At 70.5% G+C, this 14,577-nt stretch carries 15 protein-coding genes; 5 read left to right on the forward strand and 10 right to left on the reverse strand.

The window, feature by feature from the left end; all coding sequences use genetic code 11:
* Positions 1–136: 136 nt before the first annotated feature.
* The 3 genes from hisF to ACQUQF_RS10785 all read right to left on the reverse strand — a co-directional run bounded on the left by hisF (position 137) and on the right by ACQUQF_RS10785 (position 2,154).
* A complete protein-coding gene (gene hisF / locus ACQUQF_RS10775; RefSeq protein WP_435178602.1) occupies positions 137–952 on the reverse strand; it encodes an imidazole glycerol phosphate synthase subunit HisF in 816 nt (271 codons plus the stop codon).
* Positions 953–1,050: 98 nt separating this feature from the next.
* Entirely contained in the window at positions 1,051–1,428 is a 378-nt protein-coding gene (locus tag ACQUQF_RS10780) for a HalOD1 output domain-containing protein (RefSeq protein WP_435178604.1), read from the reverse strand.
* Between the two features lie 69 nt (positions 1,429–1,497).
* Positions 1,498–2,154: a helix-turn-helix domain-containing protein gene (locus ACQUQF_RS10785; RefSeq protein WP_435178606.1), complete on the reverse strand. Its 657-nt coding sequence runs from the start codon at positions 2,152–2,154 to the stop codon at positions 1,498–1,500.
* A 111-nt stretch (positions 2,155–2,265) separates the two neighbouring features.
* On the opposite strand from ACQUQF_RS10785, the gene ACQUQF_RS10790 reads away from it, so the two are divergent.
* Positions 2,266–2,592 (forward strand): EthD family reductase, encoded by a 327-nt coding sequence (locus tag ACQUQF_RS10790; RefSeq protein WP_435178608.1) that lies wholly within the window; start codon positions 2,266–2,268, stop codon positions 2,590–2,592.
* A gap of 424 nt (positions 2,593–3,016) precedes the next feature.
* On the opposite strand, the gene ACQUQF_RS10795 is transcribed toward ACQUQF_RS10790, so the two are convergent.
* On the reverse strand, positions 3,017–4,846 hold the full coding sequence (locus ACQUQF_RS10795; protein ID WP_435178610.1) for a glycoside hydrolase family 13 protein: 1,830 nt from the start codon (positions 4,844–4,846) through the stop codon (positions 3,017–3,019).
* Between the two features lie 72 nt (positions 4,847–4,918).
* On the opposite strand from ACQUQF_RS10795, the gene ACQUQF_RS10800 reads away from it, so the two are divergent.
* Complete coding sequence (locus tag ACQUQF_RS10800) at positions 4,919–5,161, forward strand: DUF7550 family protein (protein ID WP_435178612.1); 243 nt, start codon at positions 4,919–4,921, stop codon at positions 5,159–5,161.
* 97 nt (positions 5,162–5,258) lie between these two features.
* On the opposite strand, the gene purL is transcribed toward ACQUQF_RS10800, so the two are convergent.
* The gene (purL, locus tag ACQUQF_RS10805) at positions 5,259–7,370 is read right to left on the reverse strand and encodes a phosphoribosylformylglycinamidine synthase subunit PurL (RefSeq protein ID WP_435178614.1); all 2,112 of its coding nucleotides are present in this window, start codon (positions 7,368–7,370) and stop codon (positions 5,259–5,261) included.
* A 692-nt stretch (positions 7,371–8,062) separates the two neighbouring features.
* Between purL and ACQUQF_RS10810 the strand changes: the two genes are divergently transcribed.
* Both ACQUQF_RS10810 and ACQUQF_RS10815 read left to right on the forward strand, forming a co-directional pair.
* The gene (locus ACQUQF_RS10810) at positions 8,063–8,746 is read left to right on the forward strand and encodes a CehA/McbA family metallohydrolase (RefSeq protein ID WP_435178616.1); all 684 of its coding nucleotides are present in this window, start codon (positions 8,063–8,065) and stop codon (positions 8,744–8,746) included.
* The gene (locus ACQUQF_RS10815) at positions 8,746–9,897 is read left to right on the forward strand and encodes an asparagine synthase C-terminal domain-containing protein (protein ID WP_435178618.1); all 1,152 of its coding nucleotides are present in this window, start codon (positions 8,746–8,748) and stop codon (positions 9,895–9,897) included. Before ACQUQF_RS10810 ends, ACQUQF_RS10815 begins: the two co-directional genes overlap by 1 nt.
* A gap of 37 nt (positions 9,898–9,934) precedes the next feature.
* Here the strand turns inward: ACQUQF_RS10815 and ACQUQF_RS10820 are convergent, their stop codons facing one another.
* The 5 genes from ACQUQF_RS10820 to ACQUQF_RS10840 all read right to left on the reverse strand — a co-directional run bounded on the left by ACQUQF_RS10820 (position 9,935) and on the right by ACQUQF_RS10840 (position 13,804).
* Positions 9,935–10,927 (reverse strand): hypothetical protein, encoded by a 993-nt coding sequence (locus ACQUQF_RS10820; RefSeq protein WP_435178620.1) that lies wholly within the window; start codon positions 10,925–10,927, stop codon positions 9,935–9,937.
* A 97-nt stretch (positions 10,928–11,024) separates the two neighbouring features.
* Positions 11,025–11,549: a hypothetical protein gene (locus ACQUQF_RS10825; RefSeq protein ID WP_435178622.1), complete on the reverse strand. Its 525-nt coding sequence runs from the start codon at positions 11,547–11,549 to the stop codon at positions 11,025–11,027.
* 204 nt (positions 11,550–11,753) lie between these two features.
* Positions 11,754–12,236 carry an NUDIX hydrolase gene (locus tag ACQUQF_RS10830; protein WP_435178624.1) on the reverse strand — a complete coding sequence of 161 codons (483 nt, stop codon included), beginning with the start codon at positions 12,234–12,236 and terminating at the stop codon, positions 11,754–11,756.
* A 45-nt stretch (positions 12,237–12,281) separates the two neighbouring features.
* Positions 12,282–12,998, reverse strand: a complete 717-nt coding sequence (locus tag ACQUQF_RS10835) for an ABC transporter permease (RefSeq protein ID WP_435178626.1) — start codon at positions 12,996–12,998, stop codon at positions 12,282–12,284.
* Positions 12,995–13,804 (reverse strand): ABC transporter ATP-binding protein, encoded by an 810-nt coding sequence (locus ACQUQF_RS10840; protein WP_435178628.1) that lies wholly within the window; start codon positions 13,802–13,804, stop codon positions 12,995–12,997. The genes ACQUQF_RS10835 and ACQUQF_RS10840 overlap by 4 nt, the downstream gene beginning before the upstream one ends.
* Positions 13,805–13,889: 85 nt before the next feature.
* Between ACQUQF_RS10840 and ACQUQF_RS10845 the strand changes: the two genes are divergently transcribed.
* On the forward strand, positions 13,890–14,576 hold the full coding sequence (locus ACQUQF_RS10845; protein WP_435178630.1) for a helix-turn-helix domain-containing protein: 687 nt from the start codon (positions 13,890–13,892) through the stop codon (positions 14,574–14,576).
* Position 14,577: the final 1 nt, after the last annotated feature.

A 14,577-nucleotide genomic window follows, 5' to 3' on the forward strand; every position in this document is an offset into this window, starting at 1 on the left:
GTTTTCGACGGACCCGCGGCAGGGTGAGACCGGAGAGCGAGCAACGGGAGAGGGGGGCGAGCAACGAGAGGGAGGAGCGAGCGACGGAAGAGAAGAGCGAGAAGTGGCGGGAGCCGGGACCGGCGCGTGACGCCGTTCAGAGCCGGACCGGCACGTCGCGGTCGTCGAGGTACTCCTTGACCTCCCGGATGGAGTAGTCGCCGAAGTGGAAGATCGAGGCCGCCAGGCCGGCGTCGGCGCCCGCCTCGGTGAACACCTCGTACATGTCCTCGGGGCCGCCGCAGCCCGAGGAGGCGATGACCGGGGTGTCGACCGCGTCGCAGACCGCCTTCGTCAGCGGGATGTCGTAGCCCTCCTCGGTGCCGTCCATGTCGATGGAGTTGACGAACAGCTCGCCGGCGCCGCGGGCCTCGGCCTCCGCGGCCCACTCGACCACGTCGAGGCCGGTGCCCTCGCGGCCGCCCTTCACGGTGCACTCGAACCAGCAGGACTCCCCGTCGACCTCGACGTAGTGCTCGCCGCGCTCGTCGAACCGGCGCTTCGCGTCGACCGAGATGACGATGCACTGGCTGCCGAAGGCGTCGGCGCCCGCGGTGATGAGCTCGGGGTTCGCGATGGCGCCGGAGTTGATCGACACCTTGTCGGCGCCCGCCCGGAGCGTCTCCTTGATGTCCTCTTTCGTCCGGATGCCGCCGCCGACCGTGAGCGGGATGAAGATCTCGTCGGCGACGTCCTCGACGACGCCGAGCATGGTCTCGCGGCCGTCGGCGCTCGCGGTGATGTCGAGGAAGACGAACTCGTCGGCGCCCGACTCGTTGTACGCCCGGGCCATCTCGACCGGGTCGCCGGTGTACTCGAGGTTCTCGAAGTTGACGCCGGTGTACACCGCGGGGTTCCCGTCGTCGTCTAAGTCCACGTCGATGCACGGGATGATGCGCTTGGTGAGAGTCATCTGGATACGCGACTCTCAGGGCCTGAACCGTTAAAAGGGGTCCGGACTCCACGTCGGGCGTCGAACGGACGGCGAGACGGGAGACAGCGGAGGTCCGGCTACGCCTGGGGGTGCTCGGCGTGCGGGTCCCGGGAGTCGCCGCGCTCACGGGCCTCGTCGCCCTCGCGCCCGTCCCGGTCCTCGCTCTCGCCGTCGGCCTCGTAGATCTCGACCTGACCATCGCTGTCGACCGCGACGCGGCGACTCCCCGCGTCGAAGGTCACGCGCAGGGTCGACTCGCGGGTCGACGCGTGGGCGAACAGGCTCTCGAGCGAGTCGGGTTCGACCGACTCGTACAGCGGACGCACCTCGGTTCGGGGCGCGTTCTCGGCGACCGCGAGCGCGTCGACGAGGGTCAGCTGGAGGGAGCGGGGCCCGGAGAAGTCGTGGGTCGTCTGGTACACCGGTTCGAGATGAGACTGCGGCGCGTCTGTCATCGACGGGAGTAGTCGCGGCAGACGGTTGAAGGTGGAGGCGTCATTCTGGAGGTTTTAAGTGGTCGCCGGTCAGCGCAGCAGCGTCGACTCGACCAGGTTGCGGACGCCGCGGCGGAGCCGCCCGCTGACGGCCGACGGCGAGACGCCGAGCAGGTCGCCCAAGTCGTCCACCGAGGCGTCCCGCGGGTCCTCGAAGTAGCCGTGCTCGTAGGCGGCGACCAGCGTCTCGCGCTGGACCGGCGTCAGGCCGAACTCCGCGCCGGCGTCGTCGTCGGCCCGGTAGAGCCGGACGACCGAGAAGCCGACGCCGCGGTCGGCGCAGTGTTCGCGGAACCGCTGGAGCGCCGCCATCTCGGGCACCTCCAGCGTGGCGAGCCACCCGCCGTCGGGGTCGGCGTCCCTGGCCTGGAGTATCCGCATGCCGAGGTTGGCCGCCTCGGGCAGCACCAGGTGGTCGGTGGAGGTCAGCAGCATCCGGTAGATGCGGAACTCCCCGGCCTCGACGGTCACGACGCTCTCGGCGACCGTGGGGTCCTCCGCGACCGCCGCGTCGAAGGCGTCGAAGTCGCCGCCGTACACCTTGAAGAACAGGTAGTACGCCCCCGGGTCGGCGACGGCCTGGTACTCCAGCTCCGTGGTCATCTCCGGAACCGCCCGGATGGTTCGGTTCAGCACCAGTTCGGGGTGGGAGAGTCGGATCTCGGCGATCACCCTGCCGTCGGTCATTGGTCGGTACTCCGGCGCGGACGTACAAGGACGCTTTGATGGGTGAGTTTCCCAACACTTCCCGCGCCGTCCCAACTTTGACTACTGCCGGCGACGAACTGCCGGGACCGCATGACCTGCAAGATGGTGATCCTGGCGTCCCGGGCGGACGGTACGACCCACGAGGAGTGCATCGAGTACATGCGCGAGGAGCACGCGCCGCTGGTGAACGACCTGCCGGCCCTCCGGCGGTACACCTCCTCGGTCCCGACCGACCCCGAGAGGGCGGGCTACGACTACGTGGCCCAGCTCTGGTTCGACGACCCCGGCGCGATGAACGAGTCGTTCGAGTCCGAGACGGGCGCCGAGGTCCAGGAGGACGCCGCAACGTTCCTCGACATGGACGCGACGAAGATGATCCCCGCGACCGACGAGACGGTCCACTACGAGGACGAATAGTTCTTCGAAGAGGAGTTGGTTTTACTTCGAAAAACTGTGGTGGGGCGACTTCGGGAGCGAACAGCCGAGTCGGTAGGATGACGTTTCAGAAAGCCCCCGCGGGCTCGCGGTCGCTCCGCAGGATATTCGGCGCTCACCGCACCACCCGCACCGAATAGTTGCCTGCGGAGACGACCAAGGGCCTCCGGCCCGCGAGCCCGCGGCCCCTTTCATCCACCCAGACCGCGATTTGCGGTGGTGAGCGCGTCTTGGTCTCCTGTATCACTGAGCGAGAGCCTCGAACCTCCCCAGCCTCCTCGTTCACTCCGCTCACTCGTCCCTCGCGCGACGATGGCGCGACACCAGGTCGCGCCAGCGTGCGCCGGTCTCAGAAACTCCCCGTCACGGAACTGTTCTCCGGATCGATTACGACACGCTCGACCCCTCAGTCCAGTTCGTACACCCTCGCCTCCCAGGGCCGGAGCTCGAACGACCGGGGCGCCTCGCCGTCGACCGCGTAGTTGCAGAGGACGCAGTCGGCGTCGTCGTACCCGACGCTCTCCGGGAGCGCGAACGTCGGCGTCCCCTCCGAGAAGTTGAGCACGGTCAGCAGGCGGTCGTCGCCGAGCGTCCGGAGGTACGCGAACAGGTCGGGGTCGTCGGGTAGCAGGAGCTCGTAGTCGCCGTAGATTGCGACCGGCGTCGACTGCCGGAACTCGATGAGCTCGCGGTAGTAGTGCCAGATCGAGTCCCCGCGCGCCGTCGCGTCCGCGACGTTCACCGCGTCGTGGTCGGGATTGACCGGCATCCAGGGCTCGCCGTCTGTGAACCCGGCGTGCTCGCCGTCGGACCACTGCATCGGCGTCCGGGCGTTGTCCCGGCCGCGGTGGCTCACGACGTCGAGGATCTCGTCCATCTCCCAGCCCTGCTCGCGCTTGCGCTCGACGAAGTTGCGGGCGCTGACGTCCCGGACCTGCGACTCGCGCTCGAACGGGAAGTTGGTCATGCCGATCTCGTCGCCCTGGTAGACGTACGGCGTCCCGCGGAGGGTGAAGAGAAGGGTGGCCAGCAGCTTGGCCGACTCGATGCGGTACAGGTCGTCGTCGCCGAACCGCGAGACCATCCGGGGCCAGTCGTGGTTGCCGAGGTAGACGCTGTTCCAGCCCTCGCCGTACAGCCCGGTCTGCCACTTCGCGACGACCTCCTTGAACTCGACGAGGTCCAGTTCGCCGACCGACCACCGGTCGCCGGTCTCGCCGTGGTCGAGGCTGACGTGCTCGAAGTGGAAGATCATGTTCAGGCCGTCGCCGTCCGGGACGAGGTACTGCCGGGCCTCCTCGACGGTCGCGCCCGGCATCTCGCCGACCGTCATCACGTCCCTGCCTTCCAGCACCTCCTCGTACATCTCGGCGACGTACTCGTGGGCCCGGGGCCCGGTCATGAAGTGCTCGGCGCCGGTCCACCCCGAGTCGGGGTCGCCGTCGGGCAGCCCCTCGGCCTTCGAGATGAGGTCGATGACGTCCATCCGGAAGCCGTCGATCCCCTTGTCGAGCCACCACTCCATCATGTCGTAGACCCGCGCGCGGACCTCGGGATTGTCCCAGTTGAGGTCGGGCTGCTTCTCGTCGAAGAGGTGGAGGTAGTACGCCTCCGTCCGCTCGTCGTAGGTCCAGGCCGACCCGCCGAACGCCGACTCCCAGTTGTTCGGCGGCGCGCCCTTCCCGCCGGGGCCGTCGCCGCGGCCCTCGCGCCAGATGTAGAAGTCCCGGTAGTCGCTGTCCCGGGACTCGCGCGAGCGCCGGAACCACTCGTGCTCGTCGGAGGTGTGGTTGACGACCAGGTCCATGATGAGCCGGATGCCCCGGTCGTGGAGTCCGTCGAGCAGCCGGTCGAAGTCGTCCATCGTGCCGAACTCGTCCATGATGGCCCGGTAGTCCCGGATGTCGTAGCCGTTGTCCGCGTTCGGCGAGTCGTAGACGGGGTTGAGCCACACCACGTCGACCCCGAGGTCGTCGAGGTAGTCCAGCTTGGCCTCGACGCCCGGCAGGTCGCCGACGCCGTCGCCGTCGGCGTCGAAGAAGCTCCGCGGGTATATCTGGTAGACGACCGCCTCCCTCCACCACTCGCGGTCGGCCTCGACGGCGTCCCAGTCGGCGTCGGCGAGCCGGTCGGCTTCTCCGGTGCTCCCTGCGGTGCGACCCCCGTCCGCGCTGACTCGGCTCGCGGCGGCCGGGCTGCGACTCTCGGCTGCTGGTGTGCGGTCTTCCTCCCCCATCGGACCGGTGGTTCGGGTTCCGGCGATTTAGGTTTGGTTGCGCTTAAGTGGGAGGCCCCGGAAGGTCCGGGTATGACCGAGTACGACGAGGACGACCGCGTGGACGCCGACGACAGCGAGAACCTCGACGTCGACCACGACGACTACGCCGAGATGGACGACCACACCGACGACATCCACGGCCACGAGGCCGAGGAGATGGACCGCGTGACCTCGCCGATGCAGGAGTTCAGCTCCTCGCAGGTCGGCATCGGCCTCGCGGTGCTCGTCGTCGGCCTGGCCGTCGCGTTCGTCCTGCCGCTCGTCGCGGCCTGAGCGGCGCGCAGAACCCCCGATCCGAGCGACCCGCAGAACTGCTTCCTGAACTGAATCCGCACAATCGTAACCTCTCGAAGGGAGCCGAGCGTCCGACTCAGTCGAGCTCGCGCGCCAGCACGTCCCGCAGCGCGGCGATCTCCGCGGCGTCGTAGCGCACCGACTCCCCGCCGACGGACAGGGCGAGCGCGCCCGAGCCGTCGGCGCGGCCGATCTCCGCGACCGGCGCGACGTCGTCGAAGGCCGCCCGGACCGCGTCGGGGTCGGTCGTCTCGACGACCGCCCGGCCCGGCGTCTCGGCGAACAGCGCCGCGACGCTCTCGACCGAAACGTCAGCACCGGCGTCTTCGGTGACCATCTCGGCGAGCGCGACAGCGAGGCCGCCGTGGCTCACGTCGTGGACCGCGAGGGTCGCTTCGTCGTCGGCGACGTCGGCGAGCGTCTCCACGACCTCGCGGGGATTCTCCGGTAGCGCGGGGAAGCGGTCGGTGCCGCCGGCCTGGGCCAGGTACTCCGATCCGCCGAGCCGATTTCCGCCGTCGTCGCCGACGACGAGCAGCGTCCCCTCGCCCGAGAGGCCGGCGGGCGGGGCGTCGTACCCCTCCTTCGTCCCGGTCATCGCCAGCGTGGGTGTCGGCGGAATCGGGCCCGAGGGCGAGTCGTTGTACAGCGAGACGTTGCCGCCGACCACCGGCGCGCCCAGGTCGCGGCACATGTCGGCCAGCCCGTCGACGATGCCCTTGAAGCCGCCGTACACGTCGGGCTTCTCGGGGTTGCCGCCGTTCAGGCAGTCGACCGCCGCCAGCGGCGTCGCGCCCTTGGCGGCGAGGTTGGTGGCGTTCTCCAGCGCGACGGCCCGGGCGCCCTCGTAGGGCGCGACCGTCGTCCAGTTGGGCTCGGCGCCCGACGATATAGCAAGCCCCGCTTCCGCCTCGCGCAGTGCGAGGACCGCGGCGTCGTCGCCCGGCCCCGTGGCGGTCCGGACCTGGACCTCGTGGTCGTACTGGCGGTAGATCCAGCGCTTGCTCGCGGTGTTGGGGTGGCCGACGACCGCCTCGACGGCCGATTCGAGGTCGACGTCCGGCAGGTCGCGCTCGGGTTGGGTCGGCTCCTCGGCGGGCAGGTCGTTCATCGGCGCGCCGTCGCCGAGGAACTCGGCGCCGACGTCCACGACCGTCTCGCCCTCGAAGGTGCAGACGTAGTTGCCCTCCGTGACCTCGCCGATGACCGAGCAGCCGAGGTCGTACTTCTCGGCGACTCGCTTCACCGCATCGACGTTCTCGGGCCGGACCTCGTAGCACATCCGCTCCTGGGACTCGGCGAGCAGGATCTCCAGCGCGTTCATGTTCGGCTCGCGCTGGAGGACGTCCTCGAGCCGGATCTCGGCGCCGAGCCCGCCCTTCGCGACCATCTCGCTGGACGCGCCGCCGAGCCCGGCCGCGCCGAGGTCGCGGGCCGCCTCGACCAGGTCGCGGTCCAGGAGGGCCTCGCTCGCCTCGATCAGGAGCTTCTCGGTGTAGGGGTCGCCGACCTGGACCGCGGGCCGGTCCTCGGTCTCGGCGTCCTCCGAGAGGTCCTCGCTGGCGAAGCTCGCGCCGCCCAGCCCGTCGCGGCCGGTCGCGTTCCCGACCAGCACCAGCTTGTTGCCCGGTTCCTTCGCGTCCGCGGTGACGAGGCGCTCGTCGTCCAGCAGGCCCACGCAGGCCACGTTGACGAGGGGGTTGCCCTCGTAGTCGGGGTGGAACGCCGCGCTGCCGGCGACCGTCGGCACACCGATGGAGTTGCCGTAGTCCGAGATTCCCTCCACGACGCCCTCCAGCAGGTACCGGGAGTGCTCGCGGTCGAACTCGCCGAAGTACAGCGAGTCGGCCAGCGCGATCGGGTAGGCGCCCATCGAGAGGGTGTCCCGGACGATGCCGCCCACGCCGGTGGCCGCGCCGTCGTACGGGTCGACGAACGACGGGTGGTTGTGGCTCTCGATGCCCATCGTGATGTACGTGCCGTCGCCGACTTCCACGACCGCGGCGTCGTCGCCGGGGCCGACGACCACCCGCTCGCCCTCCGAATCGAAGGCAGAGAGCAGCGGTCGGGACGACCGATACGCGCAGTGCTCGCTCCAGAGGTTCTCGAACAGCGCCGCCTCCGCCGGGGTCGGCTCGCGGCCGAGTTCGGCGACGACGAGTTCGCGGTCAGGCTCGGAGAGGCTCATTCACTCATCTGTACAGACAGAGCGGATTAATGCCTTTCTATGTGCAAATTCGTGCATACCATCTTCCGTCGGAGAAGGACTGCCGAATCGACCGGCGTTCTGGGCGTCGAGGAGGTCATTTCGCCGGTTTTCCGGAATATAATGAAAAATATATGAAAACTATGTTTCTATTCTACTGGTCCGCTTCCAACTTACAAACCGCATAATGATATACAAAATCTCGAGTTCCGGATGGAAACCGCGGCTTTCGAGAGCGGTCGCGAGGAGCGTCTAGGCTACCGTTCGCCGGAGAATCGAATTCCGCGGATCCATCGGAAGCGGTCCGCGAGCGATTACCCGCGGCACAGACCGAGATCCAGGCGGCGTGACGTTCTTCCCGTTGTGTTCGAACATCGTTCCGGCGGTCAGCGCGCTGCTGTACGGGACGGGTCGGCATAGGCAGTCTGTCTACGACGAACGACTCTGCGTTCGCTGCGATCGCATCGTCGGCGAACCCGGCGTCGGGCAGGCCGGTCTCGGGTCGGGGTCTGATTCCGGGAAGCGATCGGAGCCGATCGGCGATTCCTGCCTCCAGCGGGTCCGCCGGAACCGCCGTACCTCAACCGGGAACGTCACCACACCGCTCGTGCTGGGGCCCGCCGGCACGAGGCCGTACCGAGGCGTTTTTGCCACCTCCCTGCCAACCGTCACCCGTGCTATCGGTCGAGCTACACGCCCACTCGGCGCTCTCGTACGACGGCCGCGACTCGGTCGACCTGCTGCTCGAGCAGGCCGCGGCGGTCGGACTCGACGCGCTGGCGATCACGGACCACGACGAGATCGAGGCCAGCCTCGCGGCGGCCGAGAAGGCGGGCGACTACGGGCTGGTGGGCATCACGGGCATGGAGATCAGCTCCGCGGCCGGCCACGTCCTCGGGCTGGGCATCACCGAGCGCGTGCCCGCCGGCCTGTCGTTCGGCGAGACGCTCGACCGCATCCACGACCTCGGCGGCGTGGCCGTCGTGCCACACCCGTACCAGAAGTCCCGGAGCGGCGTGATGGCCAACATCACCGAGTCGGAACTCGCCGAGGCCGACGCCATCGAGGTGTACAACTCCCGGCTGCTGACCGGCCGGGGCAACCGGAAGGCCAGGCAGTTCGCCGAGCGGCACGACCTCCCCCAGACCGCCGGCAGCGACGCCCACATCGGCGAGATGGTCGGCCAGGCGGTCACCCGCATCGACGCCGACGACCGGAGCGCGTCCGCGATCCTCGACGCCATCCTGGCGGGCCGGACCAGCGTCGAGGGCAAGCGCACCCCCTGGCACGTCAGCTTCCGCCAGGCCGCGGGCGGCGCCAAGCGCCGGGTGAGGAACCGGCTCGGCGAACTCCTCTGATGGCGGCCGACGAGCCCGAACTCCGGGGGGCGCCTGCCGGGGCGGTCGCGCGGGCGGTCGAACGCGGCGAGGCGCTCTCCGGCACCGCGGGGTTCGCCGGGCGACTGCCCGACGGCCGCCTCGTCCGCGACGCGCTGGGCCGCCAGCCCGTGTTCGTGGAGACAGCCGAGAGCTCGACCGAGCGCGGCGACCGCGCCTGGGGGTTCTCGCCCGACGACCTCGCCGGCCCCGAACCGCTCCCGGCGGGCCACGTCCTCGCGCCGGACGACCCGGACGGGGACGTCGGGACCGACGCCGAGCGCGTACTCTCCCTTCCCGACCCCGCGCCGACGACTAACGACCGCGAGGCCGTCGCGGCCCTCCGGGACGCCCTCCGAGGGAGCCTCGACGCGGTCGAGTCGGCGGGCACGGCGGTCGCGTTCTCGGGCGGCGTCGACTCGGCAATTGTAGCCAGCGCGCTCGACGCGCCCCTCTACGTCGTCGGCTTCCCCGACAGCCACGACGTGGCGGCGGCCCGCGAGGCGGCCCGGCTGATGGGCCGGGCGGCGGACCTGCGCGCGGTCGAACTCGAACCCGCGGACCTGGAGCGGGCGGTACCGGAGGTAGCGGCGGCGACCGGCCGGACCAACGCCATGGACGTCCAGATAGCGCTCCCGCTCTATCTGGCGGCCGAACGTGCGGCAGCGGACGGGTTCGACCGGCTCGCGGTCGGTCAGGGCGCCGACGAGCTGTTCGGCGGGTACGCCAAGGTCGCGCGGGCCCCGGAGGACCCGCGCGTAGAGGCCGAGACGGTGCGCGGGGCGGCCCGGGAGCTGCTCGGGACGCTGCCCGACCAGCTGGAGCGCGACGTGCTGGCGCTCCGGCGCGCCGGCGTCGAACCGGTCGCGCCGCTGCTCGACGACCGGGTGGTCCGGGCGGCGATCCGGCTGCCGGGCGACCTGCTCGTCGACGAACGGGGCGAGCGAAAGAAGGCGCTCCGGCTCGCCGCCCGGGAGTTCGTGCCGGACGGCGTCGCGTTCCGCGAGAAGAAGGCGGTCCAGTACGGGAGCCTGGTCGCCCGGGAGCTCGACCGGCTCGCCCGGCAGGCCGGCTTCAAGCGCCGGATGGACGACCACGTCTCCCGGTACGTCGAATCGCTAATCGAGGGATAGGTTCCGCCCGGGCAGTGGTCCCGGTCGGCCGCCGTTCTCACTCGGCAGCGGTCGTCCCGTCGCGGGGGACCGTCGCCGCGCCCAGGACCGCCGCGCGGTCGCGCTCCGGGGCGGTCCAGACCACTCTGACGGACGTCCCGGCCGCGACGCCCGAGAGGTCGACCGTCACCGAGTCGCCGGCCGTGACCTCCTCGGGGAACGCGACGGCGGCGGGTTCGCCGCCGACCCTGACGGCGAGGTTGGCGCCCGCGATCCCGTCGCCGCCGCGGTGGGTTACCGTGACCGAGTCGTTGTCGAACTCGAACTCGAAGACGGCCTTCGGGGACGACTGCTGCTGCACCCCCTGCACGTACTGGAGGACGACACCGCTGACGCTACTGGCGTCGCCCGACCGAATCGCTTCGAGCGACGCGTCGAGCAGCCCCACCGAGAGCGGTGCGCCGGCGTCCGCGCCCTCGACGTCGGCCGCGGAGACGGTCGTCCGGCCCACGGTCTCCGTGAGCGACTCGAACTCCGCGGGCCGCGAGGCGGCGCCGTCGGCGGCGAGCGACCTGCCCGGGGCCGCCAGGAGGTGGAGGTCGCCCAGCTCGCGGAACGCGGTGTTGGCGTAGGCTCGGAACTCGAACCCCTCCTCGGCGCTCCGGTAGACGGGAGCGACGAAGGCTCGCGGCTCGTCGGCGGGCGTCAGCGTCCGGGACGCCGCGATGGGGCTTCCCTCGCCCGCCATCTCGCCGTCGACCGCCACCGCCAGTTCGAAGTCGGCGTCGACGGACCCGGAGAAGGCGATGGTCGCGACGCCCGGCGAGGACTCGACGGACACCTCGCCGTCGGACAACGCCGGAAAGTCGACGACCGTCCGCCCGTTCCGGCGGACCAGGTCGCCGGGGAACGAGGTGGTCGCGGGGTCAGTCGTCGTCGCGGCGGGCGTTCCGTCCGTCGTGTCGGACCCGTCGGGGCCGGTCGCTCGACCCAGACAGCCCGCGAGGGCGACGCTCGGGAGGGCGGCGAGGAGGCGGCGACGTGTCGGCATACCCGACCGGTCTCGGCCGCCGCACAAAGTAGTTCTGTTACAGTTGGCGAGGTGAAAATTACGCGCGGTTTGGGTCCGCCGTCCCGTACGGTCCCGTTCAGAACCGCGAGGCCAGTTCGGCCAGTCGCTCGGCGACGTCCTCGTCGACCTCGAACGAGAGGCGCTGGCGCTCGTTGTCGATGATGAGCGTGACCGTCGCGCGGTCGGAGGTGCCGCCGACCGCGCTCCCGGCGACCAGCAGCATGACCGACAGCAGGACGAGTCCGGCGCCGTTGGCGAGGTCGTCGGTGGCCACCAGCAGCCCGACGAGCAGGCAGAGCCCGCCGCAGCCGACGAACGCCATCGAGAGGTCGAGCCCGTCGCTCGCGGCGTCGACCTTGACGGCCCGGACGTGGCGGTAGCCGATGGAGCTCGTGCCCGACTCGGTCTCGAAGAGGACGCGCCGGTCGGTCGCGGCGAACCGCGTCGGGGTGTCGGGGTCGATACCCCACTGGTTCGCCCACCGCACGCCCGAGGCCTCCCACGAGAGCCGGACCTCCTCGGTCCTCTCGAGCTCGGCCTCGAACCGGCCGGCCCCCTCGGCGTCGCCGTCCGCGGCACCACTCACCTCGCCGACACTCATGTAAGCGAGATATTGCTTACGGGGGTTAATTAACCTTCTCAAGTGATAAAATGACGTCTGGATTTGAAATTGCTCGAACCGCGCCTCCGACGGAAGAACATCGGCGGAGGCGTCGGGGAGAGCCGTCGGCTACAGAACAGGGAGGGACGGAGGGAGTATCGGTTGACGGAGGGAGTACCGGATTTCCCCGAAGGGAGTGACGGCCTACCGCGAGCGGGCCTCGACCGCGTCGATGGCCTCGAGCCCGATCTGGACGACCTCGGTCGTCAGCCGGTCGGCGGTCCGGAGGTCCTCGCGGGCGAACCACTCCCAGTCCTCGGGGTCGGCCTCGTCGTCGCCCGCCGGCTCTATCTCGCGGTTCTCGGCCGCGGCGAAGTAGACGTGGTCGACGTGCTGGTGACCCACCTCGCCGCCGGGGTAGACGTCGATGTCGAAGAGCATGACGTGCTCGGCGGGCGCGAGCTCCCGGCCGGCCTCGACGTCGACGTCGGTCTCTGGTTCGAGCAGCGTCACGTCGAGGCCGGTCTCCTCGCGGACCTCCCGGCGGGCGGCCTCGCGGGGGAGCTCGTCGCGGTCGAGGTGGCCGCCGGGCGCTAGCCACATGTCGAGGCGGTCGTGGTGGTGCAGCGCGACCGCGCCGTCGTGGACGACGTAGACGGTCGCGGTGAAGTGACGGGTGGTCTCCATGGGGCAGCGGTGTCGGCGACGCGGCTTTCCGGTTACGGTCCGGTCTCACTGGGCGCGGCCGACCGCCGCGGTCGCGCCGACCACCGCCAGCAGGGTGTAGAGGCCGAGGACGGTCGTGGCGGTCCAGAAGTCCCCGGCGGTCCCCGCGTCGCGGACGACGTACTGCATCCCGTCGACCAGGTAGGTGACGGGCATCGCCCGGGCCGGGATCTCGAGGTACGTCGGCAGCTCCTCGACCGGGAGGAACGTCCCGCCGAGGATGACCTGGGGCGTGATGACCAGCGGGATGAACTGGACGGCCTGGAACTCGTTCTCGGCGAACAGCGACAGCAGGACGCCGATGCCCAGCGCGGTCAGCGCCCCGAGCAGCTCGAGGACGAAGAACGGCGCCACCCCGTTGGCGAACGTCACGTCGAGGAAGTAGACGCTGGCGCCGAGCAGGACGGCCGACTGGACCGCCGCGAGGAGGCCGAACCCCACGACGTACCCGAGGACGAGCCCGCTCCGGGAGATCGGCGAGACCAGCACGCGCTCCAGGGTCCCGGCGGTCTGCTCGCGCAGGAACCCGACGGCGGTGAGCAGGTAGGTGAGGAAGAAGACGAACACGGCGAGCAGGACCGGAGCGACCGGTTCGGGCCGGGGGAACACCTCGCCGAACAGGAAGACGATGAACCCGGGAACGACCAGCACCAGCCCCAGCGTGCGCCGGTCGCCCCGGAGCCCGAGCAGGAGCCGCCGGGAGACCACGAGCGCGCCGTTCATGACGACGCCTCCCGCTCGTCCGTCTTCCCCGCTCTGTCCGACGGTTCGTCCCCGGATCTCGCCGGAGTGTCGCCGGACGCTCCCGCTCCCCCGTCCTCCAGCAGCGCGAGGAACGCCTCCTCGAGGGTTTCGGTCCCCGTCTCCGCGAGGAACGCCTCCGGCGCGTCGAGCGCCAGCACCCGACCGTCCCGGAGGAAGAGCACCCGGTCGCAGTTGCGGGCCTCGCCGAGGTAGTGCGTCGATACGACGATGAGCGAACCGCCGTCTCGACGGTCGCGGAAGCCCCGCCACATCTCCGCGCGCAGTTGCGGGTCGAGCCCGACCGTCGGCTCGTCCAGGAACAGCACATCGGGGTCGTGGACGACGGCGCAGGCCAGGCTCGTCCGCCGGACCATCCCGCCCGAGAGCTCGCCGATGCGGGCGTCCGCGCGGTCCCGGAGGTCCACGAACGAGAGCGCCCGGTCGACCGCCGACCGGCGGTCCGCCACGCCGTACAGCCGCGCGAAGAACGCGACGTTCTCCCGGACCGTCAGGTCCCGGTAGACGGCCTCGTGCTGGGGCATGTAGCCGATCCGCGCCCGGTCGTCGGCCGAGTAGTCGAGCGCGGGCGTCCCGTTCACCGCCGCCTCGCCGTCAGTCGGCCGGAGGGCGCCGAGCAGGCACCGGATCAGCGTCGTCTTCCCCGAGCCGTTCGGACCGGCCACGCCGACGATCTGGGGGCCGTCCACGTCGAGGTCCACGGCGTCGAGCGCGGTGGTGGTCCCGAACTCGCGCCGGAGGTCTTCGGTCCGCACCGATGGTCTCATGTCCGGGAGGTGGACCGCCGGTCGAATGCGCGTTCTGCCGGGTATCGTCGGGTGGTTTAAGTAATGGGCCGGCCGAAGAGCGCCCGTGAAGTACCTGCGCGTCCGGGCCAGACCGCCGCCCGAACAGACGCCGCAGCTCTTCCGGCTGCTCGCCGGGAGAGCGTCCGACGGAGTGTCGGAGACGCGACTGCTCGACTGGACGCCCGGGAGCGGGGACCCGGTGACGGTCCTGTTCGAGGTCCGCGGCGACGCCGACGCGGTTCGGTCGGAACTGGCCGACACGCCCGGGCTCGTCGACGCCGACGTCACGCCCATCACCGGGGACCGCTTCTACCTGCTGGTCCAGCTACGCCCCTCGGCGGTCCCGCCCATGGGGCAGGTGTTCGACACGCTGACCCGCGACGGCCTCGTGGTCGCCAAGCCGGTCGTCTACCGGGACGGCCGGGTCCACGCCGACATCGTCGGCGACTCCGCGGTGCTCCAGGCCGCAGTCGAGGCCCTCCCGCCCGGTATCGACGTGGACGTCCGCGCGGTCGGCGAGTACGACACGAGCCGACGGGCCCCGGCGTCCCGGCTCAGCGATCGCCAGCTCGAGGCCGTCCTCACCGCGTACGAACTCGGCTACTACGAGCACCCGCGGGGCGCGACCCACGCCGACGTGGCCGAGCGGATGGGCTGCGCTCCCAACACGGCGTCCGAGCACCTCCAGAAGGCGGAGGCGAAACTGGTCGAGGGCGCGCTCGAACCGGACCGGCGCACTGACTCTCGGTAAA

The organism is Halorussus sp. AFM4, assembly GCF_051194995.1.
Classification (GTDB): domain Archaea; phylum Halobacteriota; class Halobacteria; order Halobacteriales; family Haladaptataceae; genus Halorussus.

Excerpts from the sequence above, each read along its gene's own strand:
- purL (WP_435178614.1), bottom strand. The coding sequence starts at position 7,370 with ATGAGCCTCTCCGAGCCTGACCGCGAACTCGTCGTCGCCGAACTCGGC.
- ACQUQF_RS10840 (WP_435178628.1), bottom strand. The coding sequence starts at position 13,804 with ATGAGACCATCGGTGCGGACCGAAGACCTCCGGCGCGAGTTCGGGACC.
- ACQUQF_RS10790 (WP_435178608.1), top strand. The coding sequence starts at position 2,266 with ATGACCTGCAAGATGGTGATCCTGGCGTCCCGGGCGGACGGTACGACC.
- ACQUQF_RS10820 (WP_435178620.1), bottom strand. The coding sequence starts at position 10,927 with ATGCCGACACGTCGCCGCCTCCTCGCCGCCCTCCCGAGCGTCGCCCTC.
- ACQUQF_RS10780 (WP_435178604.1), bottom strand. The coding sequence starts at position 1,428 with ATGACAGACGCGCCGCAGTCTCATCTCGAACCGGTGTACCAGACGACC.
- ACQUQF_RS10795 (WP_435178610.1), bottom strand. The coding sequence starts at position 4,846 with ATGGGGGAGGAAGACCGCACACCAGCAGCCGAGAGTCGCAGCCCGGCC.
- hisF (WP_435178602.1), bottom strand. The coding sequence starts at position 952 with ATGACTCTCACCAAGCGCATCATCCCGTGCATCGACGTGGACTTAGAC.
- ACQUQF_RS10785 (WP_435178606.1), bottom strand. The coding sequence starts at position 2,154 with ATGACCGACGGCAGGGTGATCGCCGAGATCCGACTCTCCCACCCCGAA.
- ACQUQF_RS10825 (WP_435178622.1), bottom strand. The coding sequence starts at position 11,549 with ATGAGTGTCGGCGAGGTGAGTGGTGCCGCGGACGGCGACGCCGAGGGG.
- ACQUQF_RS10815 (WP_435178618.1), top strand. The coding sequence starts at position 8,746 with ATGGCGGCCGACGAGCCCGAACTCCGGGGGGCGCCTGCCGGGGCGGTC.
- ACQUQF_RS10800 (WP_435178612.1), top strand. The coding sequence starts at position 4,919 with ATGACCGAGTACGACGAGGACGACCGCGTGGACGCCGACGACAGCGAG.
- ACQUQF_RS10835 (WP_435178626.1), bottom strand. The coding sequence starts at position 12,998 with ATGAACGGCGCGCTCGTGGTCTCCCGGCGGCTCCTGCTCGGGCTCCGG.
- ACQUQF_RS10830 (WP_435178624.1), bottom strand. The coding sequence starts at position 12,236 with ATGGAGACCACCCGTCACTTCACCGCGACCGTCTACGTCGTCCACGAC.